Source organism: Paenibacillus polymyxa (assembly GCF_001719045.1).
Classification (GTDB): domain Bacteria; phylum Bacillota; class Bacilli; order Paenibacillales; family Paenibacillaceae; genus Paenibacillus; species Paenibacillus polymyxa_B.
This window is the reverse complement of the sequence record NZ_CP015423.1, coordinates 134,357-158,436: the sequence shown is the minus strand read 5'-3', so window position 1 is coordinate 158,436 and position 24,080 is coordinate 134,357. Positions and strand designations below refer to the sequence as shown.

Sequence of the window (24,080 nt, the reverse complement as noted above, 5' to 3'; positions counted from 1 at the left end):
CACATGAGCAAACGCACCTGGCAGTATGCATTAAAGATCATGGTGGCGCTGAGCTTGTTCGTATCCGTGTTAAGCGGCTGCGGCGCGCCAAGTGTAAAAGATACGTATCCGCTGGAATCGGTTAGTGGCAGCGGAAACTCGACCTCGTATGTATACCGGGCAGCTGGTAAGACAGTCCCGGAAGTAGCGGAGGAATTGAAAGAACAGCGTACACCGGAACAAATGTCACCGCAGAGCAATGAGCGGATGTTTCTGGTATATAGCGATGAGTGGTACCATTTGCAGCAAGATCCAGCTAAGAAGGAAGATACACTCATTGAAATTGACAGTAAAAAGTATGTCGAACAAAATTACAGTTCAAGCTTTCTAAAAGGATACTTAACCGCAACTGTGCTGGATGCTCTGTTTGATTCGTTGCGTGGTTCAGGCTCCTATCGGGGCTACTCCAGCAGAGATGTATACCGACCTTCTCAGGGCCAATATCGTGCCCCTACGGTGCAGGAGAAAAAAGCGATCCCGCCGATTACGGTGGAGCGTAAAGGCTCGGTTACCCGTAGAGGAAAGAACTCGGATTCCAGTGTTGGATCAAGCGGAAGTCTGTTCGACAGAGGGTCCAGCAGTTCACCGAGCAGAGGCTCGATTTCACGTGACCGTAGCGACAGCGGTGGTTCCAGCATATTTGATTCGCCGCGTAGATCTTATAGTAAGCCCAAAACACGTAGCGGTTCAGGTAAAATCAGCCGACGAAGTCGACGATGACGGGTATCGTCAATTTATTTGAAAACAAAAGATTCGCGGAACTGTGGTACTGATGCACAGTTCCTTTTTTTATTTTTAGAGATGACGTTGGTGATCATCTAGCGGCACAGCCATCAAGTAGAAGTGGACTGATAAGGGAAAGCAGCCGCAACCTACACCTTTATGGATATAATAATGTAGAGATAATCAAAACTCTGTTTGATTGAAGGGATTGAAAATTAAATGGTACTATCTATTTCTTGGCCAGATCTTTCACAAAGACCATTTAATCTAATGGTGGAACGAAAAATGGAGTGTTCTCCGAATGTCCTGTATCAGGCGTGGACGAAGCAGTTTGACAGTTGGTTTGCAGCCCCAGGATCAGTATTAATGGAGGCTGAATTGAACACGACCTTCTTTTTCGAAACGCATTTTGAAGGGAAGCCTCATCCACATTACGGAAGATTTCTAAGACTTGAGCAAAACAGACTTATCGAGCTGACTTGGGTTACTGGCGAAGGCGGCACCAAGGGAGCTGAAACAGTGGTCACCGTTGAGCTTAAACCTCACGGTAATGGCACGCATCTTTACTTAACGCATGCAGGTTTTCCAGATGAGAATTCAAGGAACCAACATGAGCAGGCTTGGCCGCTTGTAATTGAGCAGCTCGACAAAAGGATGATGCCAGATAGATAATTCAGAAGGTTACAGGCTAAAACTGCAACAAGAGGACGATTTTAAAATCGTTCTTTTCATATTTTTTGACGACAAAAATAATATTTACCTTACATAAAAACAAATATTACCAGTTTACTAGATTATTTCATTGCCACATCTATTAGTAAAATATACAATTACAACAGGCGAAATAAGAGGATGGTGTATCTGTGTTATCTGCTTTTTTATATATATTACTTGGTGTATTCGATGCTTTGGCCGCTGTTATTTTGGTCTTAAAGCTTTATATGCTTCCCGTGAGGGAATATCGCACAAAAATATTATTCTATGCAATGGGCATAGCTTTGTTTTCCTTTCTAATGAGGGAAGTTATAGGCTTGCCTAAATTAGATTTGCCGCTTCAGTATTTGTTAATGGTTATCTTTTTTAGATTCGGTTTAGGGATCAAAACCCATCTAGCAGCTTTTTCTGCTGGTTCTGGTCTAACAGCCTACATTAACCTACAACTTTTTGTATTTCTGTTTGCAAATTTTTTCGGAGTAGCAGAACCAGGTGTTATTAATGATACTTCTGGCTCTTCTATTTACGTTATTCAGTTATCTTCTATTATTATTGCGTACTTTATTTCTTTTGTGATGGGAAAATATAACTTTGGATTCTCGTTTATAATTCAGCCTCCACATGATTTTTTAAGAGCTGAAAATTACTTATCGTCTCTAAATAAGCTGTTGATTCTAGGTGCTCTAATATCAGCTGCCACCATTTTTATTACTTTGTATATGCTCTATAGCTCAAATACCATAGGATTACTATCCATTTCATTGCTTACTTTCGGTTTGTCGTATTTCTTTTCAGAGAGAGGAGATTACGAGGGTGCTAGAAGCGCTATCAAGGTACATCGCAACGGAAATAAAAAAAGCTGATCCTGATGGCCCAACAAGTGTAGAAGTGATGGAGTATGCGCTTGGTATAAAAATTACCGAAGTATCGTCGATACTAATGGTTGCGGTTATCGCTTGGATGACCGGGCATTTTTGGGGGGCGTTATTAGCTCTAGTAACTATCATGTTTGTAAGAAAATTTTCAGGAGGGGCACACTTCAGTAATCTTACATTTTGTGTCTGTTTTACAACGGCAATATGTGTAACTATACCCTTCGTCTCTTTAAATTTATCAACAATTTCGATTATTAATGCTTGTTCAATATTAGTGTTTTTAGTTTATGCACCCAATCATTTTATTTATATTCATAAGACCAATAACCACAAATATTATAAAACTGTATGTGTTTTGGTATGCGCAGTGAATTTTTTTATACAGTCCCACATAATATGTTTAGCTTTAGCTATTCAAGCATTCAGCATTCTTCCTTTATGGAAAGGAGGTGAACGAAAATGGATAAAAGATTGGCGAGAGCTTTAAATATAAGACTGGGAAAATACGCTAACGAATCTACCAAAAATGAAAAAACAGTATTTGGTGCTAAACCGATACCGGCTGAGCTTAAGAAAAAAGAAAAGAACTGATGAAGTACCGCGTTTTCAATTTGGGGCATTGCTTTTATACGATCGGGCTAACCGCACAGACTTGCAAGGAAGCTTTTCAGCTATCACGACTTGGTTTTGTGAGATCGAGTCTAACGCATTTGGAGGTACGATTCGAAGAATCTGACTTCACTTGCTCTATGTCTCATAATAAGCTTAAAGCACTTAAAAAGTTATAGAAATGACCCGTAGAATTCACGGGTTATTTTTATTGCCATACATACTTAGACACCCCCCGATTTGCCAGATAACGGTTTTAGCGTTATAACAGAAAGAGGGCATTTTAGAAGAACGGAGTGAAATTATGAATCATACATCATTAAACGCAGAAAAATTCCAGCGTAAAGCAGTTCAGGTGGAAGAGGCGCAAAGCAGGATAGCTAGTCATGTTAAACAGGGTGAAAGGGAAGACGTAGAGCTGGAGCAGGCGCATGGACGTTCTTTGGCAATGGATTTGACCGCACCACACCCGTATCCCCGTTTTCGTCGCTCAGGTATGGACGGTTATGCGATCCTTGGCTCGGACACCGAAGTCTGCTCGTCCGGTCAGGAAATCTGGTTACATGTGATTGATGAAATTCCATGTGGCACCGTATCGGACAAGCGGGTGGAGACTGGAATGGCTGCCCGTATCATGACAGGAGCGCAATTACCTGAAGGGGCGGACACAGTTGTCATGCTGGAAGCAACACAGCTGCGTGAGGAAAACGGACAGACATATGTCGGCTTGAAGAAGCGTATGGAGATTGGCAAAAATGTAACACAGATTGGTCATGAGATTCAGGAAGGTCAGCTTTTGCTTAGTAAGGGAACCTGCCTGGGAGCAGGGCACATCTCGGTACTGGCTACTTTTGGAGTACATCAGGTACCTGTTTACAGAAAGCCAAGGGTGGCCGTTTTTTCTACAGGATCGGAATTACTTGCAGTGGATGAGCCGTTACAACCAGGGAAAATTCGAAACAGTAATACATATATGCTGGCTTCTCAAATTAGAGAGGCAGGAGGAGAGCCGTTCATTTTACAAGCCATTCATGATGATTTGAGCCTTGCCCGTACCTCTGTACGTGAAGCGATAGCTGCCTATGATATCGTGGTCACGAGTGGAGGAGTATCGGTGGGGGATTTTGATATTATGGGTGACCTGGTACGACAGGAAGATGTGAATATGCTGTTCAACAAGGTTACGATGCGTCCAGGAAGTGTGACCACAGCCGCAGTGATTGACGGCAAGCTGTTATTTGCGCTTTCAGGCAACCCCGGTGCGTGCTTTGTAGGCTGTGAGCTGTTTGTACGGCCGACGATCCAAATGATGTTATCTTCGGCACATCCATATTTACAAACCTGGACGGCGAAGTTAGGCGCAGATTATACGAAGGTAAACAACTATACACGCTTTGTACGCAGCTCTCTGGAGATACGTGGTGGGCAAGTATACGCGATTCCTGCGAGAGCAGATGAATCTAGTGTCATGGTGACCATTAAGGACAGCGACTGTCTGATCGTGATTCCTCCTACAACAGAAGGATTACGCAAAGGTGAAGAGGTGCGAGTACTGGTATTACAAGGTGGACAGGTAACGTGAATACGAAACATCCATTTGTATGTCAAATCGTCGGATTCAAAAATACGGGGAAAACGACCTTTCTCGGAGGGTTGATTCGTTATGTGCAGAAGTCAGGTCTACGCGTAGCAGTGATCAAGCATGATGGACATGAATTTGAAATGGATCATGAGGGTACAGATACGTACAAGCACCGACAGGCGGGTGCTGAAGGCGTAGCTATTGTTTCGGCTGGAAGAACAGCCATTTTAGAGGAGCATAGTCAGCCTGTCACCAGTCTGATCTGGCATTTTCAGGCCTATGATTGTGTGTTGCTGGAAGGCTTCAAGCAGGAGGATTATCCAAAGCTGGTCATGGTGCGGGAACAATCGGATGCTCAGCTTACCGATAAGCTGACAAATGTGCAGGGGATAGCGGTTTGGGAGCATCAAATGGATTGGGCTCAAGGTCACTACTCAGATGAAATGATACAGATATTTCCTGCCGAGGCCAACGGACCCGCAGGCCGCTGGCTACTCGAACAGATTCAAAAGCAGATAGAAGGAATGAGGAATAAGCAGGGGTGAGACATCAATCGGCTGAGTCGGTTAGAGTCTCTACCCGCCGTTCGATCGCCTGGGACATGGTTTTGTCAGTCAGGTGGGCATACACTTCTGTTGTTTCTGTCGAAGCGTGCCCCAGTTGTTCCTTTGTTTTGTAAATATCATTTTGTAAATAATAATCAGTAGCAAAGGAATGACGAAGCTTATGCACGGTAAGGTAAGGCTTGCCGAAACGCTTGGCGTACTTGATGATCATTGCCTGAATCGCTCTTTTGGTCATCCGTTTGCCTTCTGTACTGCCGTTAGGACGTGCGACAAAGAGAGCTTTTTCTTTTTTTGGGGCGCGGTAACGGGTATGTCTCAGGGACAAATAAAGTATGAGATCATCTTTGGATTGCTCGCGGAAATACACCGGCGTTTTAAAGGTTTCGTCGTTATTGCCTTTGCGGTACACATATAATAATTTATTGTTTATGTCTAAATCATCTAGATTCAGATTGACGATTTCAGATACGCGCAGGCCTGAGTTCAAAATGAGGCTGGCGATGCAGGCATCCCGTTCCTTATTTAGTTCATAGGAGTATAACGCCTGCTTGTTATCGGCCAAATCCTGACCATAGCCTTCATAAATATAACCGATGAATTCAAGCAGTTCTTCCTCTTCCAGTATTTTACCTTTAAGCTTGGCCGCCGTATCCTTGGGTTTATGTATGCGCTTGATTTCGACCTTGGCCATAATGTTGCGTTTGAGCAATGGATAAAAATTTTCATCCTCAGCGATCTGACTCAAATAATGAAAAAGCGAACGCAGGGACGACAGCTTACGTGAAATGGTAATACGGGAGTTGGAGCCTTCGCGCTTCGTAGACAGGAATAATCGAAAGCCTGTAATACTGTCCATATGAAGTGTCTCCAATTCTTCCAGTGTAACTTGGGCATTTGTTTCTCCAGTAGACAAGCCTTCCGAGCGAAGCCATGAAAAGAAAGCTTCGTAATCCCGCACATATTCTAGTAACGTGGAAGGGGACAGGTCGGGCAGCTTGTAATCCATAAATTGTTGCACGTACCATGGTAATCCCGGCATTTTTTCATCTAGTTTGCGCCGGTCGATGATCTTTTGTATATTCATTGGGTTCCACCTCGTCCGGTCATAATATATATGTATTTTAGCATATTTTGAACAGCACTGGATGGGATGTAATTCGAAGTTAAAGAACAGATTGAACCGCCAAGAGAGGTGAATGTATGGGGTATAATATCAAATCGGAACTGAAGCTGTCTATTAAGAGTGTACCGGAGTCGCAAAAGGACATTATTGTACAGCTCATGCAATTTTATTTATACGATTTTACAGCCTATCTTCGAATTGATGTCACTGAGAAGGGGACATTCCCGGCTTATCCAGACTTGTATCAATATTGGACGAGCGGTGAACAGAAGCTACCTTTTCTGATTTGGAGACAGGATATTCCTGTGGGCTTTGCACTCGTTGATCGAATGTCCAGCAATCGAGAAGCTGACTACTACATGGCTGAGTTCTTTGTACTTCGTCCTTATCGGCATAATGGGGTTGGGACTTGGGCGGCTCATGAGCTGTTTGGACGTTTTAACGGACGTTGGAAGGTGACCCAAATGAGCACCAATAGGCCGGCACAATCCTTTTGGCGAAAGGTGATTGGAAGTTATACGAAAGGCGAGTACAGGGAACAGACACATCCGGTAAGAGGGAATATAAGTCAGTTTTTCAATACCTGAAAAATTCGAAATAGAAAGTCAGTAATGAAAAAGAGTCGGGGAGAGTATCCTGTCGGCTCTTTTTTGTTGTCAATTCAAGTCTTCTAAGAGACCAGTTGGACCTGAAAAGAAATGCAAATTAGCATCAAAAAGCCTATTCTTAAATGCTATAGAAGGAGGGAGTCCGTTTGTCATCATTGCTGTAGATTGAACATTTATACGGTCGAATTTCACACTAAAAAAGGTTTACTGCAAGCACTCGACAACGTATCACTAACGATCAGGACGGGAGAAATGGTCTGCCCCAACGGTGAATCCGGCAGCGGAAAAACGATTACCCCCAAGTCGATTATGCGGCTAACCGATTATGAAAACGGACGAATTGCCCAAGGAGAAATACGGTTGCAGTACATAGATTTGACCGTTTTGTCGCAGCAGGAATTAAGCTCACTTCGCGGCAAAAAGATGGCGATGGTATTTCAGGAGCCGATGTCGGCGTTTGATCCGGTGATGTGGTCCTGATCTGCTATGGTTCGCGGTTTCCGCATGAGTTTTCGGGAGGACGCGCCAACGAATCGGGATAGCCCGTGCCATTGCTCTGTATAGGGGTTATGTACTTGGGGGAACTTGTAGAATTGCTCCAAGTGACGAGTTGTTTCAGGCATCCTGCCTATCCGTATACCCGAGGGCTTGTTGCCTCGATACCTAATCCAAATCCGAAAAACCGCCGGGAGCTAATTACGATACAAGGTGAGATTCCTTCGCCTGCGAAGCCTCCATCCGGCTGTCGTTTTCATACCCGCTGTCCACTAGCGACCTCGCGTTGCCGTGAGGAAGAAGTTCCAGGACTGACAGCGGTTAGCACAGGACATTATGCCGCTTGTCATTACCCATCCTAGGTTCAAGACACCCCTTTGATCTACTATCAGCATGATAAAAGAACTACATTCTACAGGCCGTTCATGGTAAGATAAGGATAGAAGCATATAAATTCAATAGGAAAAGAGGGTATTATGCTAGAAAAATGGGTTCAGGAATTAAAAGATGGTGAACAAGAGCTGATTGCGTGGAGAAGACATCTACATCAGCATCCCGAGCTTTCTTTTGAAGAAACGAATACGTCTGCATTTATCGCCGATCAATTGCGCTCTTTTGGCATTGAGGTAAGAACGAATGTGGGTGGAAACGGTGTGCTCGGGTTTTTAGAAGGCGGTCAGCCAGGTAGAACGATTGCATTTCGTGCTGATTTTGATGCGCTTCCCATTCAGGATGAAAAGGATGTGCCTTATAAATCGACCGTTTCGGGTGTTATGCATGCCTGCGGACATGATGGTCACACGGCTGCGTTACTTGGAGTGGCACGCGTATTGAGCCATAACCGTGAGGCCTTGAAGGGAAAGCTTGTGTTTATTTTTCAACATGCAGAAGAAAAACCGCCTGGTGGAGCCAAGTTTATGATTGAGGATGGCTGTCTGGATGGGGTAGAGGCGGTATACGGTATTCACCTCGCCTCTGAAATTCCGCTTGGTAAAATTGGATTAAAGAGTGGGCCTGCGATGGCGGCTGTCGACGCGTTTACGATCCAGATCAACGGTAAAGGCGGGCATGGCGCACGACCGCATCAGACGGTGGACTCTATTGTTATCGGCAGTCAAATTGTGAACGGGTTGCAGCAGGTGGTTAGTCGCAGGGTGGACCCTATTGAATCAGCAGTGTTAACGATTGGGGTATTTCAAGCTGGAACTGCCTTTAATGTGATTGCAGATAAGGCCAAAATTGAAGGGACTGTACGTACGTTCAATAAGGAAGTGCGTAAGGAAGTCGAGAATGAAATTCGCAGTATCGTCAAGGGGTTGACTGAGGCTTATCATGCCGGATACGAAATTGACTATTTGAATGGCTATCCTTCTTTGGTGAATGCCGAAGCCGAAACGGAACGTGTACGCGAGCTCATTGGCAGACTGTATGGAGCAGACGCTTTTTTGAATTTGAAGCCGGTCATGGGAGCAGAGGATTTTGCTTATTATTTGGAGCAGCGACCGGGAGCATTCATTCATGTGGGTGCACGCAATGAGGACGAACGAACGCATTTTGCTCATCACCATCCTCACTTTGATTTTGATGAGCGAGCATTGCTCGTCTCAGGACATATATTTTTAGCTTTGGCGCTTGAATACTTGCAATAATATGCATATGTTTATGACTGACGACAGTATTAACGGAAGCAATGTAAGCTGGAACCGCGCTATGCGCGGTTTTTTGTTGTAAATCAAAGTATTTTGACATCCATAAAGAATGAAAATGAAGTAATTAATTCATTATATGAAAAATTCATAATAGAATTAAATAAAAGGTGTTAACTCTGAAGGAAGTCCAAACCTCATATTATAAGCTGAGGAGCAGGAGATAATATTGCATTATCTTGATTTTTCACACAAGGAAATGAAAAAAAGATGACGAATCTATTGAGCAAGACATCTATGTAAGCGCTAACAAAACGAGTATTACACCGTATATATTGGTTGAATGGGGGTGAGCCTGAGAAAACATTTGTCAGATTTGTGAGAAGCAACGATAACGATAGGAACGTATTCAGAATCGGCTGATTACTTTGATCTCAAAATGACTCGCATATTCAAATGATAATGAAGAAGGAGGTTGAATTCATTGACTAAGGCAAAAAACAGGTTGAGAATTGCTTGTTTGGCGCTTGTGGTAGCGGGTGCTTCCTGGACAGGAATGATAGCACCGGCTCATGCTGCTCCAAGTGACGATTACAGTTGGAAAAGTGTCGTTACGGGTGGAGGTGGTGGTTTTGTACCTGGCATTATTTTTAATGAAACGGAAAAAGACCTAATCTATGCCCGTACAGATATTGGAGGAGCTTACCGCTGGAATGCTGCCAATGAGAGCTGGATTCCGCTGACGGATTCTGTGGGCTGGGAGGATTGGAACAAAAATGGTGTCGATGCACTGGCGACCGATCCTATTGATCCGAATCGTGTATATATAGCTACAGGTACGTATACTAATTCATGGGATAAAGAAAACGGGCAGATTATGCGTTCCACCGACAGGGGCAATACGTGGCAGACAACCAAGCTTCCTTTTAAGGTGGGGGGCAATATGCCGGGGCGTTCAATGGGTGAACGTCTGACGATTGATCCAAATAAGAATAATATTTTGTTCTTTGGAGCTCGAAGTGGTAATGGACTATGGAAAAGCTCTGACTTCGGAGCAACTTGGAGCAAGGTGAGCAGTTTCCCGAATCCAGGGACGTATGTACAGGACCCTTCCAATGAATATACCAGCGACATTGTCGGTTTGGCCTGGATTACCTTTGACAAAAAAACAGGCTCTTCCAGTAAAGCAACGCAGACGATCTATGTAGGTGTTGCAGATAAAAAGCAAAGTGTCTATCGCAGTACAGATGGCGGGACAACCTGGTCTGCTATAGCGGGGCAGCCTACGGGCTATTTGCCACATCACGGCGTTTTATCAGCGGACGGCAACTTGTATATTTCTTATAGCGATGGAGCTGGTCCATATGACGGAACAAAGGGTGAACTGTGGAAATTGAATACAGCAAGCGGGCAGTGGACTAACATTAGCCCTATTGGTAGCAGCAGCGCGGACAATCATTTTGGATATGGTGGACTGACGGTGGATGCCCAGAAGCCAGGTACACTTATGGTTGCTACCTTGAATGCCTGGTGGCCGGATGAAACGATTTACCGCAGCACGGATAGTGGGGCAACCTGGAGTCCTATTTGGGAATTCGATGGTTATCCGTCTCGCAAGCTGAAATACAATCTGGATATAAGCGGTGCGCCTTGGCTGACTTTCAATGCCAATCCTGCTCCACCGGAAGTATCGCCCAAGCTAGGGTGGATGATCGGAGATCTGGAGATAGATCCGTTTAATTCAGACCATATGCTGTACGGCACGGGAGCTACGATTTATGGCTCTAAAAATCTGACCAATTGGGATAAAGGTGGAAAGCTGGATATTTCGGTAGCCGCTAAAGGGGTAGAGGAAACAGCGATTTTGGATTTGGTGAGCCCTCCAGTTGGCGCGCCTTTGGTGAGCGCAGTAGGTGATGTCTCTGGTTTCAGGCATGACGATCTATTCGAGGCTCCAGCTAAAATGCTGGATAATCCGACCTTTACAAGCAGCGAAAGCATCGATTATGCTGAGCTGAATCCTTCTTTTATGGCCCGGGTAGGTAAAGCGGATTATAAAAAAGATCCAAATGCCAAATCCATCGGTTTTTCCAATGATGGCGGAGCCAACTGGTATAAGGCAAATAGCGAGCCTTCCGGTACAGCAGGAGGAGGCAGCATCGCCGTAGCGGCAGATGGGAATGGCTTGCTCTGGAGTACATCGGACAAAGGTGTGTTCTACTCCAAAACTGGCGGCAACGCATGGACAGCAAGCACAGGGATTCCAGCGAATGCAAAGATCGTCTCTGATCGAGTGAATCCTAATAAATATTACGCATTTGCCTCCGGGAAAATATATGTGAGCGCCAATGGAGGCGTATCCTTTACGCCATCAGCGGTAACTGGCTTACCGACAGCAGGCAATGCTGATATTGATGCTGTACGAGGAACAGAAGGAGATGTATGGTTCGCCGGAGGCTCCGAGGATGGAGGGCCATATGGCTTATGGCATTCCAAGGATTCTGGCGCTACGTTCACCAAGCTCTCTAATGTGCAGGAAGCGGATTTTGTAGGCTTTGGTAAGGCAGCGCCGAACCGTACGAATGCAGCGGTATTTATCGTTGGTAAAATTGATGGTACACGTGGATTTTATCGTTCGGACGATGCTGGCGCAAACTGGGCGCGCATTAATGATGACAAGCATCAATATGCTCGAGTGACCAAAATTATTGGGGACCCTCGGGTTTACGGACGTGCTTATCTGGGAACGAATGGCCGCGGCATTCTGGTGGCAGATCGTGTGGGTGGTGATCAGCCATCTACCGGGCAAGTAAGTATTACACCAACGACTGCAACCTATGGAGTAGATAACAACAATACCGATATTACTGTCAAGCTTACACTTAACGGTAATACGCTAGAAGCGATCAAGCAGGGGAGCGTGGTGCTGAACAAGGGTGAAGATTATACGGTTAGTGAAGAAACGGTCGTTCTTACTAACAAGTATTTATCGAAACTTCCTAAAGGAGAGACCACGCTCAACTTCCATTTTAGTACAGGCACTGATGCGTTGTTCACGATTACGGTGAAAGGGGATACGCCAAGTGAGCCGGGAACAGGCGAGGGCGTCCTGAAGGTGCAAGCCTTCAATGGGAATGTATCCGCCACAAGCAATACAATCAGTTCCAAATTTAAAATAACCAATACGGGAACCTCATCAATTTCCCTAGCAGATGTGACATTGCGTTATTATTACACCATTAACGGGGAGAAAGCACAAAATTTCTTCACGGATTGGTCGAGCGTCGGTACAGGGAATGTGATTGCTAGCTTCAAAACATTATTCAATGCGAAGCAAGGGGCAGATTCTTATGCAGAAATCGGGTTTAAATCGGCTGCGGGTTCTTTAGAGCCTGGTCAAAGTGTGGAGTTGCAAACCCGGATATCCAAAGAGGACTGGAGCAGTTACACACAAACCGATGATTATTCATTTAATCCCACAGCAAACAGTTTACAAGATTCTGCTAAAATAACCGCTTACCTGTCTGGAAGCAAGCAATGGGGAATTGAGCCCTAAACCTTAATAAGGATAATCCTAAGTCAGCCACTCTAATGAGTGAGCTGGCTTTATTTTTGATGACCTTGTTGTCCCGCATTCTTTTTTGGGGAAAAAGCAACGACAAATTGAAAACAGGCAGATAATAGAGATTCAAAGAGCATAATTATTTCACTATATGAAAAATTCATAATAGAAAAAAACTCTTTCTCGCATACGATATCCACAAAACAAACACACCACTGTAAGTAGAAAAAGGAAATACTAAATGGGAACATATGTTCTTTTATCTTGAAAAGGAAACGCTCGTGTCCTTAGACAAAAAGCGTCTCTAATCCATTTTTTATATTGATCATACACCTCAAACAAGATGACGGGATGCTGAAATTAACAGGGTCATCGTAATGACATTCACAATCGTGGAAAGTAATACTGTTTGTGCGGCAAAATCGGGTTCATTTTTATATTCTTCCGCCAAAATACTTGTATTAACACCGGTAGGCATACCCGATGCAATGAGCAAGGCTTGAGCGGGAATCCCCTTAAGACCCAGCAGCAAGACGAGCATAAAACCGACTATTGGACCAGCAATCAGGCGTAGTACCATACTGATGTACACGGCTGTCCGGCGCAAACGAAAGGGATATTGCACAATTTGTGCTCCCAAAGTAAGCAGAGCCACGGCAACCATCGACTGACTAATATAATTCAAAGGTTCAGCCAGTAAATTAGGCAATGGACTATGCAGCAGATTTAGGAGCAAACCTAGCGCAAGCGCATAGGGAACAGGCATTTTTAAAAAATTAATTAATATTTTTCGAGTATTGGCCTTGCCGTTTTGCACAACAAAAGTGCCGTATGTAAATGTGACAAAGCTTTGAAAGGTCATAATCAGAGCTTGAACGGAAATGGCCAAAGGGTCACCTTTGAACACCAACTGATTGATTGGCAGACCATAATTTCCTGAATTATCTAGCATTACACTATTTGTAAAAGCTCCACGCATTCCGGGACTGTATTTCAGAGATCTGGCGACGGTAGTGCTGATTACGTACAGAATAGCTATGTACAAGGCATAAAAAAGTGAAACCTCACCCATGAGCATTAAAGAAATTTCCGAATTATAAAGACCCGTAAACACAACTGCGGGGGTGATATAGTAAAAATTGATTTTAGCTAAGGTATACAAATCCAGTCGAAAATAATATTGCATGATACAACCAAAACCGATAAGTACAAAAATAGGTAAAACAACGTCCAAAAGAATGGTGCCGAACATGTCTGTTTCATCTTCTTTCTATTATGCGAATGTAAAGGCTGATACTTAAAAAATGCATGTGTAATTCTCATTATACTGTGTAAATAGGTTAGGCGTATAATAAAATTTTATAGTGGTTTTTGGCAATCTGGACTGCGGCTATATTGGTGTCTCACACATTAGTTAAAGAAAAGATAAAAAATCAGCTTAGAGAAGCCGTTAATACATCTAGGGACATTTGAGCCCGGTCTTTACTATAAGGAGGAATCGCATCATGAGAAACACTTGGACAGCTTTACTAGCGTGTATACTGGTCTTGGGATTGGCAGCGGGAACCGCTGAAGCCAAGCAGGGACGCGGAAATGATCAGGAGAACAAACAGGAAGCAAAGACGTCTGTTAAAGACGGGAATGAAAAGAGCGGGGAAGAGCTAATCAATCCCCATGACTCAGACAATGATCAGTCCAAAAAACAAAAGGACAAAGCATCCGGTAAAAAGGATGAAAACAGTAAAAAAGAAAAACACGCAGAAATCAGAAAAACCGAACCTGTTGCAGTAACGGATGATACGTACGAGGAGTCCAAAGACCATAATGGTCACAAGGGACGCAACGGTTACAAGGGTCTGCTTCACGCGGTAGAAAATACAAAGGATAAGCCGGCAGGAGCTGTTATTGCGAATCTGCTGCTTACGAAATACCCGGACCGTTTGACTCCAGAGCAGGTTGCTGAACTTGAATTGATTCGGAATTCTGGTAAAGCACTGACTGAAGCAGCTGAGCTACTGGCTGAAAACGGAAATGTGACAGATGCCGTATACATGCAGGAGGAGGCGGTACTGGCTAATGTGTCCGACCTGGACAGCTACAAAAAGCTCGGTGAATTCTCGAAGAAAGCTGGACGGCCGTCGGGTATGAAGCTGTTCGTGAATGGTGAAGAGTACGATGCCAAACCGATTAACCGCAAGGGGACCACACTTGTTCCGTTTAGAACAGCTTCCGAAGCTTTGGATGCAAAGGTTTCCTGGGATCCGAAAGAAAAGGCTGTTATTGTCACCCGTAACGGCGTGTCCGTCAAATTATTTGTTAACAGTCCGAAAGCATATATTAACGGTCAGCCGTATTCTATCGAGCAGCCAGCATCCATAGTGGATGGGACGACAATGGTACCTGTAAGGGTAATCGGAGAGGCCTTGGGGACAAATGTTAAATGGGAGCCTGAGAGCCAGTCCGTTGTTGTATACGAGCAGCCAACAACAACTACTACATCAACATCATAACGTGTTGTAAACAAACAAAATTTTGAAGCAAAAAGGGCCCCTGACTAAATGTCAGGCCTTTTTGTTTTACCCTTGCAATTAATGATTTCGTATTCTTTTTAATGGTGAGAAGATAGATAGCCTTCATGATACTACCAAGCTATTCGCATTATGTGCTGGTCATGTGTACAATTAAATAGAGAACACTGAGAAAAGGGAGTGTCATAGATGGATTTAGGATTAACTGGAAAAATAGCCTTTGTTGCAGGTTCCAGTAAAGGACTCGGCAAGGCAAGCGCACGGGAGCTGGCACGCGAGGGTGCGAATGTCGTCATTTCAGGACGGAACGAAGCAGAGCTTCAGCGGACGCAGGCGGAATTACTGGAAACAGCGAGTGGCCGCGTTGAATATGTAGTTTGCGATGTAACAAAACCAGAACATATCTCCCAGGCCATCCGCCGTACAGCTGATTTGTTTGGCACTGTTGATATTTTGGTTAACAATGCGGGTGGGCCTCCTGCCGGTACCTTTGATGATTTTACAGATGAAGTGTGGATACAGGCCTTTGAACAAAATTTACTTAGTCATATCAGGTTGATCCGTGAGGTGTTACCTTATATGAAAAAACAACAAAACGGTAGGATTTTAAATATTGCTTCTTCCTCAGTTAAACAGCCAATTCCGGGGTTAATCATTTCAAATACGCTACGTACGGGAGTCGCTGGATTAGCGAAAACATTGTCTCTGGAATTAGCTCCTCATAATATTCTGGTACATACTGTAGCACCGGGGAGAATTGCAACCGATCGCGTGCGTAGCTTGGACGAGCATCGAGCTGAGAAAACCCAGCAAACGACGGATCAGGTTCGTAAACAAGCAAAAGAGGGCATTCCATTGGGGCGGTATGGAGAGCCTGAAGAGTTCGGTAAAGTTGTTGCTTTTCTGGCGTCTTCAGCTTCATCCTATTTGACAGGGAGCACCATCCTTGTGGATGGCGGAATGATTAAATCGTTATAAAATAAAGATGCGTGCCAGCCTCAGGTTTAATTGGGTGCTGGCACGCTTTTTAAAATTTATCTAGGGAATAGATAATCTTCATTCACGACCTGGAAGCTCACAACCCTCATCGGTACATATACCACCTGCATCTTGTTTGGACGAGCTGCCGCTTATCATGGTGAAAGGTGAGCGTTCATCCCATGCTTTTTGAAGCGCATCATGGAATACTTCCTCCGGCTGGGCACCAGAAACAGCAAATTTTCGATCAAATACAAAGAATGGTACACCCTGAACACCTAACTCAGCGCCTTCGGATTCATCAGCTCTAACTTCGTCGGTAAAACGATCACTGGCTAATATAGCAGCCGCTTCCTTTTGATCCAAACCAACCTCAGTAGCCAGCGCTACCAGCACTTCATGATCCCCTGTATGCTTGCCTTCGATGAATACAGCCTGGAATAAACGCTCGCTCAGCTCCAGCATTTTGCCTTGTGTTTGAGCCCAAAGTGTTAAGCGGTGAGCATCAAGAGAGTTCGTCGGCACCATGGCATGAATATTATAATCAAGACCCGCAGAGCGTGCGTTTTCGTTCATTCGATCATTCATAGCCTGAGCCTCTTGCAGACTGACCCCATATTTAGCGGATAGTTCTTCATTGATCGTTTTACCGCTATCTCTCACAGCATCCGGGTTCAATTCGAAACTCTTGAATGTCAATTGCACCTCATTGCGATGTGGAAATTGCTGTAATACTTGCTCCAAACGGCGTTTGCCAATATAACAGAATGGGCACATATAATCAGACCATACTTCAATATTCATCAGGAAAAAGCCTCCATGTATACGTATTTTATTGAGTAACCGGGAGAGGTGCTCCCCACTTTAGAATGTGCATAAAGGTGGAACTTCATTAGTTACAATAAGAATTATAAAGCTAAAGCATTCAACGTGCAAATAATTAATGCTTGTCAAAAAATTAATGCTATGATATTTTATATGTGTAACCGGTTACACATTGGAGTTGAACCTACACTATGACAACAATTAAAGAAGTCGCCAGCTTTGCAGGTGTTTCCGTAGCGACCGTATCCAGAGTTATTAATGAAACTGGATATGTACATGAGGATACACGGCGAAAGGTTGAGGCTGCTGTGAAGAAGTTAAATTACAAGCCCAATGAAGTTGCACGTTCTCTGTATAAAAAGAAATCCAGATTAATCGGCCTGCTGCTGCCGGATATTACGAACCCTTACTTTCCCTTGTTAGCTCGTGGGGTGGAGGATCGAATGCAGGAAAATGATTTTCGGATTATTTTCGGTAATAGTGATGAAGATCGCCAAAAAGAATTGGATTACATGGATACTTTTGCTCAAAATAATGTCGTTGGTGTTATTTCTTCTACCAATGATCCCGATGCCGACTGTTACGCCAAACTGAAGATCCCGGTCGTTTTTCTCGATCGAACTTCCAGTGACAGTCTCTCCGTATATGCGGATGGAGCCCATGGCGGTTGCTTGGCTGCTCAAGAAATGGTTGCCCGCGGCAGCAAACAAATTACAGTCATGCAGGGCCCTGCACATATTCGTCCAGCACAAGACCGTTTTCGCGGGGCGGTTGAAGAGCTTCAGCAATCCGGAATTGCTTACCATGTGGTCGAGACAACTTCCTTTTCGTTCAAGGAGGCCGAGTCGTGGGCCAAAGAGCTGTTTAGCAAGTACCCGGATACGGACGGAGTTATCGCAAGTAACGATATCGTGGCTACAGCGGTGATGCATGAGGCACATAGATTAGGAAAGAAAATCCCAGATGATGTTCAAATTATCGGGTTTGATGATATACCATTAAGCAGTTTGTTATTCCCGCCTTTGTCAACGATCCGACAACCTGCTTATGAAATGGGCTGGGAAGCAGCAGGACTACTCATTCAGTTGATTGAGCAGTCACAAGTAACGAAGTCAAGCGTACCTAATCTTCATTCGAAAGTACTTACCTATTCAAGCATACAATTGCCCGTCAAATTTATAGAACGGGAAACGACGAGAAAGGTGGATTATGATGGCTAAAATTTCGATTATCGGAAGCAGTTCTATGGATCTTGTAGTTACTTCGTCCAAACGTCCCGGTGCTGGTGAAACGGTATTGGGTGAAAGCTTTACAACCGTACCTGGAGGTAAAGGAGCCAATCAGGCAGTAGCCGCAGCACGACTCGGAGCAGACGTTACGATGATTGGACGTGTAGGGGATGACCATTTTGGAGAACAGATTTTACGAAATTTTGAAGAAAATCATGTTCATACTGGCTATGTGAAACCGGTTACACATATGGAAAGCGGTACAGCGCATATTGTACTAGCTGAAGGTGATAACAGTATTGTCGTGGTAAAAGCAGCAAATAATGAAGTGACACCCGCCTATGTGGAAGAAGCGCTTGACGTCATCCGAAGTTCGGATATTGTGCTAATTCAACAGGAAATACCAACAGAAACGGTTGTTTACGTAAGCGAGATTTGTGCGAAATACCAGATACCCTTGTTGCTGAATCCAGCCCCGGCTCGTGAAGTGGAAGAAAGCGTAATTGCGAATGCGACCTACATTACGCCAAACGAGCATGAAGCTGCCATTATGTTTAAGGATATGAGCCTGCAAGAAGCGTTGCGTAAATATCCCAACAAGCTGTTTGTGACTGAGGGCAGCAACGGTGTACGATTCTTCGACGGAGAACAGGAAGTCGTGGTTCCTACTTATAAAGTAGAGGCCGTTGATACAACAGGTGCAGGAGATACGTTTAACGCTGCTTTTGCAGTGGCACTGGCCGAAGGAAAATCGCTGGCCGACAGTGTGAAATTTGCTAATCGTGCTGCGTCATTGTCCGTAACCAAATTTGGAGCCCAAGGTGGAATGCCAACCCGTCGTGAAGTGGAGGAGCAAATATAATATGAAGAAACATGGAATCCTCAACAGTCATATATCCAAAATACTGGCGGATCTCGGCCACACAGACTATATTGTCGTGGCTGATGCCGGCTTACCTGTTCCTGAAGGCGTTACCAAAATTGATTTGGCCCTTAAACTGGGTGTTCCATCCTTTCAGGACGTTGTTGATGTCATTGCAGCAGATATGGTGATCGAAAAAGTAACGCTGGCCGAAGAAATCAAACAAGAAAATGAACAAGCATTGCAGTATATTATGCGCAACTTTGCAGGGGAGCAATTAGAACATCCACAGATTAATAAGCAGACTGCCGTCATTGAGTTTTGCTCTCATGAACAATTCAAGGAGCTGACCCGTTATGCGAAGGCGGTCATTCGTACAGGAGAGGCTAAGCCATTTGCCAATTGTATTTTGCAGGCAGGAGTTCATTTTGGATAAATCAATGTTGAATAAAAAGGAGGGTACAGCATGCAGATTCAAATGAAAGGAATTCACAAAGCCTTTGGAACCAATCAGGTACTGAGTGGTGTTGACTTTGATCTTCGTGAAGGAGAAGTACATGCCCTCATGGGTGAAAATGGTGCAGGAAAATCAACGCTGATGAATATTTTAATCGGACTGCATCGGCGAGATGAGGGAACGATCATCATTGACGGCCAGGAAACCTATTTTGCCGACCCCAAAGAAGCGGAGCAAAAAGGAATTGCTTTTATTCACCAGGAACTGAATGTGTGGCCGGAGATGACCGTGCTGGAAAATCTGTTTATCGGCAAGGAAATGACATCCAAGTGGGGCTTACTAGACAGCTCTAAAATGAAAGCGTTAGCAAATGAGCAATTCAGCAAGCTTTCGGTAAACCTTCCATTGAACGGTGAAGCAGGCGAGTGTTCAGTGGGTCAACAGCAGATGATTGAAATAGCCAAAGCACTCATGACGGATGCTAAAGTTATCGTGATGGATGAGCCGACAGCCGCCTTAACCGAACGTGAAATTCAGAAGCTGTTCGAGGTTATTACTTCTTTGAAAAAAGATGGTGTTTCGATCGTGTATATTTCACATCGGATGGAGGAGATATTCGCGATCTGTGATCGGATTACCATCATGCGTGACGGAAAAACGGTGGATACTCAGGCGATTCCCGATACGAATTTTGATGAAGTTGTACGGAAAATGGTAGGTAGAGAGCTGACTGAACGCTATCCGGTAAGAACGCCCGCTTTGGGAGAAGTGGTGCTGGAGGTCAAAAATGCCACGCATAAAGGCTTGTTTGAAAATGTGAATTTTACTGTGCGGTCTGGTGAAATTGTAGGTTTTTCAGGCTTGATGGGCTCGGGACGAACCGAGATCATGAGGGCGTTATTTGGACTGGATGCTTTGGATCGTGGTGAGATCCATGTACGTGGAAAAAAGGTGACTATTCGCAAGCCGGATGACGCGGTGAAACTAGGGATTGGCTTTATTACAGAAGACCGAAAAGATGAGGGCTTGGTTCTGGATTTTTCCATTCGGGAAAATATGGTGCTGCCAAATCTCTTCAGCTTTACCTCAAAAGGATTTATTTCAGGTAAAAAAGAGTTGGATTTTGTTAACACTTTAATTAAGCGCTTACAAATTAAAACCCAATCGGGTGAAACAACGGTTCGCAGTTTGTCAGGTGGTAATCAGCAAAAGGTGGTTATTGCCAAATGGGTAGGTATTGGTCCAAATGTACTCATTCTTGACGAACCGACGAGAGGTGTGGATGTAGGAGCCAAGCGGGAAATCTACCAGTTGATGAACGAGCTGACCGAACGTGGAGTCGCGATTATCATGGTATCCTCGGAACTCCCTGAGGTACTCGGCATGAGCGATCGTATTGTCGTGGTGCACGAGGGAAAGATCAGCGGAGAGCTGAGCAGGGAAGAAGCCACACAAGAAAATATTATGACGCTAGCTACAGGAGGACAGTAATATGACAACTATGAATGAATCAAAAAGCAGCAAAGGCTTTCAAATGTCACAAATCACACAGAAGCTTGGCCCGTTGTTGGGACTCATTATTTTGGTGATTATCGTATCGGTCTTAAATCCCAGCTTTTTGGAACCGCTTAATATTTTGAATTTATTGCGCCAGGTATCCATTAATGCGTTGATTGCGTTCGGTATGACCTTCGTTATTCTCACAGGCGGAATAGATTTGTCAGTCGGCTCCATATTAGCACTATCCAGTGCGTTTGTCGCAAATATGATGCTGGCCGGGTTCGATCCTATTTTGGCGATTATCATCGGCTGTGCATTGGGTGGCGTGATGGGGATGGTCAACGGCTTGATGATTACGAAGGGTAAAATGGCTCCGTTCATCGCTACACTAGCAACCATGACCATTTTCAGAGGATTGACACTCGTTTATACCAATGGTAACCCTATTACAGGACTCGGGGACAGTCTGGTATTTCAATTGTTCGGTCGTGGCTATCAGTTCGGTATTCCGGTTCCAGCGATTACGATGCTTATTACCTTTGCTGTCCTATGGATCATTTTGCATAAAACACCATTCGGACGTAAAACGTATGCCATTGGTGGTAACGAGAAGGCTTCGATTGTATCTGGTATTAAAGTACCGCGTGTAAAAATTTGGATTTACTCTCTGGCTGGAATGCTCTCCGCATTGGCGGGAGCTATCTTGACTTCACGTTTGAACTCGGCGCAACCGACAGCAGGTACTTCTTATGAATTGGACGCCATTGCGGCTGTCGTATTAGGTGGAACAAGTCTCTCAGGAGGACGCGGACGAATCGTAGGTACGTTAATTGGTGTGCTTATCATCGGTACACTAAACAATGGCTTGAACTTGCTGGGGGTTAACTCATTTTATCAAATGGTAGTAAAAGGGATAGTCATCGCTATTGCAGTATTGATTGACCGTAAAAAATCCGCATAATACACCTAATCTGCGTAGAAGGAGACACAAAAATATGAAAAAGCTTACATTAATAATGACTGCATTGCTGCTCCTGCTCATGACAGGGTGTTCCTTGGAACCGCCCGAATGGGCGAAGCCTAAAGCGGCCGCGAACCTGAAGGACATCAAAATCGGCTTGTCGATCTCAACACTGAATAATCCATTCTTCGTATCTCTCAAAGACGGAGTTGTGGCAGAGGCCAAAAAACAAGGAATGCAGGTCATTGTTGTGGATGCACAAAATGATTCGGCGAAACAAAGTAATGACGTAGATGATCTGATTCAACAGGGAGTGAACGCGTTGCTCATTAATCCGACAGATTCGTCGGCCATCTCCACTGTGGTACAATCAGCGAATGCATTGAACATCCCGGTTATTACACTGGATCGTTCTGCTGACAAAGGCGATGTAAAAGCACTCGTCGCTTCAGACAACGTAGAGGGAGGACGAATGGCTGCCAGATATGTGATTGATCAAGTTGGAAAAGGTGCCAAGGTGATTGAGCTGGAAGGTGTTCCAGGAGCATCCGCTACCCGTGAACGCGGAAAAGGATTTCATGAAGTAGCAGATAAGGATCTGAAAGTCATAGCCAAACAATCGGCCGATTTTGATCGGACCAAAGGTTTGAACGTGATGGAAAATCTGCTGCAAGGCAACCCGGACGTTCAGGCAGTATTTGCCCACAATGATGAAATGGCGTTGGGTGCGATCGAAGCAATCCAAAGCTCAGGTAAGAACATTCCAGTCATCGGTTTTGACGGTAACGAGGATGCGCTTAAATCAATTAAGGAAGGGAAACTGACAGCCACCGTAGCTCAGCAACCCGAGCTTATTGGTCAATTGGCGGTGCAGGCAGCCAAGGATGTACTTCAAGGTAAAACCGTGAAAACATCAATTCCCGCTAAGCTGGAGTTAGTGGATCAATCGAAATAAAAAGGGCGCTTGGCCCAACATATTAAGCTATTCGGACTGATGCTGTAATGCGCATCAGTCCTTTTTTTTTTGGCTATTCTACGATGACGATACATACACATAAATGGAAGTTTTTTATTTTTGTATTGTAAGAAGAGACAGTAAAAGATAGAATAACAATTGTATGATAATGAGAATCACTATCATATTATGAATTGTATATATCTAAGGAGGACGTATATTGTGCAACAAAGGTACAGATTAAAATGGGAATCCACGCTTTGTCTTGTGGTTCTTTTGATGGTTGTATTGAGTGCATGTGGAAACGCAGCTAGCAACAACCAGACAAACGACAAGACCAGCACTAATGATCCTTCCGGGCAATCCAAGACGGTTGTCATGCGCGAATATACTGATGCCACTGGCAATAAGATCAGTATCCCTGCAAATCCACAGCGAGTTGTCACGACACAATATTTGGATGCTATGCTGGCCTTGGGAGTTAAGCCTGCAGGCGCTGCTTCCCATTTGTTGGAAGGCGACTATTTAAAAGGCAAGATTGACGGAGTTGCGGATATTGGGAACCCGACAAATGTAGAAAAGGTGCTGGAGTTACAACCGGACCTGATCATCACAACAGAATATACCACGCCCGAAGTGAAGGAGCAGCTAGAGAAAATTGCTCCAACCGTAGTCGTTTCGTTTGGAGAAGGCGATGTATTTGAGCAACTGCGGAATGTCGCAGCCGTGCTGGGTAAGGACAAGGAAGCCGAGCAGTGGATCGCTAGTTTCAACAAAAAGGCTGAGGAAGGCCGAAAGAAGCTGGTTGGAAAATTCAAAAAAGATGAAACGGTTACGATTTATATGGCCTACGATAAGAATGTGTTAAGGGTATACGGAGCGCGGAATGTAGGACATGTTATTTACCGTTCACTAGAATTGAATCCTCCTGAGTACATACGTCAGAAGCTGGCGAAGGACCCGAGATTTAATTATGTCTATGATGTTATTTCAATGGAAAAGTTACCTGAACTATCCGGAGACCGAATTATTATGCTGGTTTATGATGAAGCGAGCAAGGACGGAATGCTTAAGCAAATTGAGCAAAGTGCATTGTGGAGAAATCTCCCGGCTGTCAAAAACCACAAAGTGTATTTCATCAAAGCCGATCCGTGGTTTACCTACTCACCGCTAGCCGTTGACCAATCACTCGATGAGGCTGTTAAAATGTTTTCCGTTGATCCGAAGTGATCAGTTCAATTGA

At 44.4% G+C, this 24,080-nt stretch carries 24 protein-coding genes; 21 read left to right on the top strand and 3 right to left on the bottom strand.

All coding sequences use genetic code 11. From position 1 onward, the window contains the following. Positions 1 to 3 precede the first annotated feature (3 nt). The 7 genes from AOU00_RS00690 (at position 4) to mobB (ending at position 5,087) form a co-directional block, all read left to right on the top strand. Positions 4 to 759 (top strand): DUF4247 domain-containing protein, encoded by a 756-nt coding sequence (locus AOU00_RS00690; RefSeq protein WP_069289667.1) that lies wholly within the window; start codon positions 4 to 6, stop codon positions 757 to 759. A 222-nt stretch (positions 760 to 981) separates the two neighbouring features. Beyond that, positions 982 to 1,434 carry an SRPBCC family protein gene (locus tag AOU00_RS00685; protein ID WP_069289666.1) on the top strand — a complete coding sequence of 151 codons (453 nt, stop codon included), beginning with the start codon at positions 982 to 984 and terminating at the stop codon, positions 1,432 to 1,434. Positions 1,435 to 1,625: 191 nt separating this feature from the next. Beyond that, complete coding sequence (locus AOU00_RS00680) at positions 1,626 to 2,339, top strand: hypothetical protein (protein ID WP_069289665.1); 714 nt, start codon at positions 1,626 to 1,628, stop codon at positions 2,337 to 2,339. Continuing rightward, positions 2,290 to 2,838 carry an accessory gene regulator ArgB-like protein gene (locus tag AOU00_RS25540; RefSeq protein WP_172828245.1) on the top strand — a complete coding sequence of 183 codons (549 nt, stop codon included), beginning with the start codon at positions 2,290 to 2,292 and terminating at the stop codon, positions 2,836 to 2,838. Before AOU00_RS00680 ends, AOU00_RS25540 begins: the two co-directional genes overlap by 50 nt. Beyond that, positions 2,811 to 2,942: a hypothetical protein gene (locus tag AOU00_RS27415; protein WP_257785361.1), complete on the top strand. Its 132-nt coding sequence runs from the start codon at positions 2,811 to 2,813 to the stop codon at positions 2,940 to 2,942. Before AOU00_RS25540 ends, AOU00_RS27415 begins: the two co-directional genes overlap by 28 nt. Positions 2,943 to 3,264: 322 nt before the next feature. Beyond that, positions 3,265 to 4,542, top strand: coding sequence for a molybdopterin molybdotransferase MoeA (gene glp / locus AOU00_RS00675; RefSeq protein ID WP_069289664.1), 1,278 nt, complete (start codon positions 3,265 to 3,267; stop codon positions 4,540 to 4,542). Next, entirely contained in the window at positions 4,539 to 5,087 is a 549-nt protein-coding gene (gene mobB, locus AOU00_RS00670; RefSeq protein ID WP_069289663.1) for a molybdopterin-guanine dinucleotide biosynthesis protein B, read from the top strand. Before glp ends, mobB begins: the two co-directional genes overlap by 4 nt. 4 nt (positions 5,088 to 5,091) lie before the next feature. On the opposite strand, the gene xerS is transcribed toward mobB, so the two are convergent. Continuing rightward, positions 5,092 to 6,192 (bottom strand): tyrosine recombinase XerS, encoded by a 1,101-nt coding sequence (gene xerS / locus AOU00_RS00665; RefSeq protein ID WP_069289662.1) that lies wholly within the window; start codon positions 6,190 to 6,192, stop codon positions 5,092 to 5,094. Positions 6,193 to 6,308: 116 nt separating this feature from the next. Between xerS and AOU00_RS00660 the strand changes: the two genes are divergently transcribed. The 5 genes from AOU00_RS00660 (at position 6,309) to AOU00_RS00645 (ending at position 12,536) form a co-directional block, all read left to right on the top strand. Continuing rightward, on the top strand, positions 6,309 to 6,818 hold the full coding sequence (locus AOU00_RS00660) for a GNAT family N-acetyltransferase (RefSeq protein WP_023988942.1): 510 nt from the start codon (positions 6,309 to 6,311) through the stop codon (positions 6,816 to 6,818). Positions 6,819 to 7,004: 186 nt separating this feature from the next. Next, the gene (locus AOU00_RS00655) at positions 7,005 to 7,319 is read left to right on the top strand and encodes an ATP-binding cassette domain-containing protein (RefSeq protein WP_061828258.1); all 315 of its coding nucleotides are present in this window, start codon (positions 7,005 to 7,007) and stop codon (positions 7,317 to 7,319) included. A 95-nt stretch (positions 7,320 to 7,414) separates the two neighbouring features. Then, entirely contained in the window at positions 7,415 to 7,696 is a 282-nt protein-coding gene (locus AOU00_RS25535) for an oligopeptide/dipeptide ABC transporter ATP-binding protein (RefSeq protein ID WP_231109357.1), read from the top strand. Between the two features lie 114 nt (positions 7,697 to 7,810). Beyond that, positions 7,811 to 8,983, top strand: a complete 1,173-nt coding sequence (locus AOU00_RS00650) for a M20 metallopeptidase family protein (RefSeq protein WP_061828259.1) — start codon at positions 7,811 to 7,813, stop codon at positions 8,981 to 8,983. 481 nt (positions 8,984 to 9,464) lie between these two features. Beyond that, the gene (locus tag AOU00_RS00645) at positions 9,465 to 12,536 is read left to right on the top strand and encodes a X2-like carbohydrate binding domain-containing protein (protein WP_069289661.1); all 3,072 of its coding nucleotides are present in this window, start codon (positions 9,465 to 9,467) and stop codon (positions 12,534 to 12,536) included. Between the two features lie 340 nt (positions 12,537 to 12,876). On the opposite strand, the gene AOU00_RS00640 is transcribed toward AOU00_RS00645, so the two are convergent. Further along, the gene (locus AOU00_RS00640) at positions 12,877 to 13,794 is read right to left on the bottom strand and encodes an AEC family transporter (protein WP_069289660.1); all 918 of its coding nucleotides are present in this window, start codon (positions 13,792 to 13,794) and stop codon (positions 12,877 to 12,879) included. A 253-nt stretch (positions 13,795 to 14,047) separates the two neighbouring features. Between AOU00_RS00640 and AOU00_RS00635 the strand changes: the two genes are divergently transcribed. Beyond that, positions 14,048 to 15,052: a copper amine oxidase N-terminal domain-containing protein gene (locus AOU00_RS00635; RefSeq protein WP_069289659.1), complete on the top strand. Its 1,005-nt coding sequence runs from the start codon at positions 14,048 to 14,050 to the stop codon at positions 15,050 to 15,052. 207 nt (positions 15,053 to 15,259) lie between these two features. Then, positions 15,260 to 16,048: an SDR family oxidoreductase gene (locus tag AOU00_RS00630; RefSeq protein ID WP_069289658.1), complete on the top strand. Its 789-nt coding sequence runs from the start codon at positions 15,260 to 15,262 to the stop codon at positions 16,046 to 16,048. Between the two features lie 78 nt (positions 16,049 to 16,126). On the opposite strand, the gene AOU00_RS00625 is transcribed toward AOU00_RS00630, so the two are convergent. After that, positions 16,127 to 16,852: a DsbA family oxidoreductase gene (locus AOU00_RS00625; RefSeq protein ID WP_039273213.1), complete on the bottom strand. Its 726-nt coding sequence runs from the start codon at positions 16,850 to 16,852 to the stop codon at positions 16,127 to 16,129. A 212-nt stretch (positions 16,853 to 17,064) separates the two neighbouring features. Here AOU00_RS00625 and AOU00_RS00620 point away from each other — a divergent pair, with 212 nt between their 5' ends. The 7 genes from AOU00_RS00620 to AOU00_RS00590 all read left to right on the top strand — a co-directional run bounded on the left by AOU00_RS00620 (position 17,065) and on the right by AOU00_RS00590 (position 24,067). After that, positions 17,065 to 18,093 carry a LacI family DNA-binding transcriptional regulator gene (locus tag AOU00_RS00620; RefSeq protein ID WP_069289657.1) on the top strand — a complete coding sequence of 343 codons (1,029 nt, stop codon included), beginning with the start codon at positions 17,065 to 17,067 and terminating at the stop codon, positions 18,091 to 18,093. Further along, complete coding sequence (gene rbsK / locus AOU00_RS00615; RefSeq protein WP_061828264.1) at positions 18,086 to 18,964, top strand: ribokinase; 879 nt, start codon at positions 18,086 to 18,088, stop codon at positions 18,962 to 18,964. Before AOU00_RS00620 ends, rbsK begins: the two co-directional genes overlap by 8 nt. 1 nt (position 18,965) lies before the next feature. Then, on the top strand, positions 18,966 to 19,400 hold the full coding sequence (rbsD, locus tag AOU00_RS00610; protein ID WP_069289656.1) for a D-ribose pyranase: 435 nt from the start codon (positions 18,966 to 18,968) through the stop codon (positions 19,398 to 19,400). A 30-nt stretch (positions 19,401 to 19,430) separates the two neighbouring features. Then, on the top strand, positions 19,431 to 20,912 hold the full coding sequence (locus AOU00_RS00605; RefSeq protein ID WP_029517485.1) for a sugar ABC transporter ATP-binding protein: 1,482 nt from the start codon (positions 19,431 to 19,433) through the stop codon (positions 20,910 to 20,912). Position 20,913: 1 nt separating this feature from the next. Continuing rightward, positions 20,914 to 21,882 (top strand): ABC transporter permease subunit, encoded by a 969-nt coding sequence (locus AOU00_RS00600; protein WP_013310465.1) that lies wholly within the window; start codon positions 20,914 to 20,916, stop codon positions 21,880 to 21,882. Positions 21,883 to 21,916: 34 nt separating this feature from the next. Continuing rightward, positions 21,917 to 22,837, top strand: coding sequence for a ribose ABC transporter substrate-binding protein RbsB (gene rbsB, locus AOU00_RS00595; protein ID WP_025720638.1), 921 nt, complete (start codon positions 21,917 to 21,919; stop codon positions 22,835 to 22,837). 222 nt (positions 22,838 to 23,059) lie between these two features. Then, positions 23,060 to 24,067: an ABC transporter substrate-binding protein gene (locus tag AOU00_RS00590; protein WP_069289655.1), complete on the top strand. Its 1,008-nt coding sequence runs from the start codon at positions 23,060 to 23,062 to the stop codon at positions 24,065 to 24,067. Positions 24,068 to 24,080 lie beyond the last annotated feature (13 nt).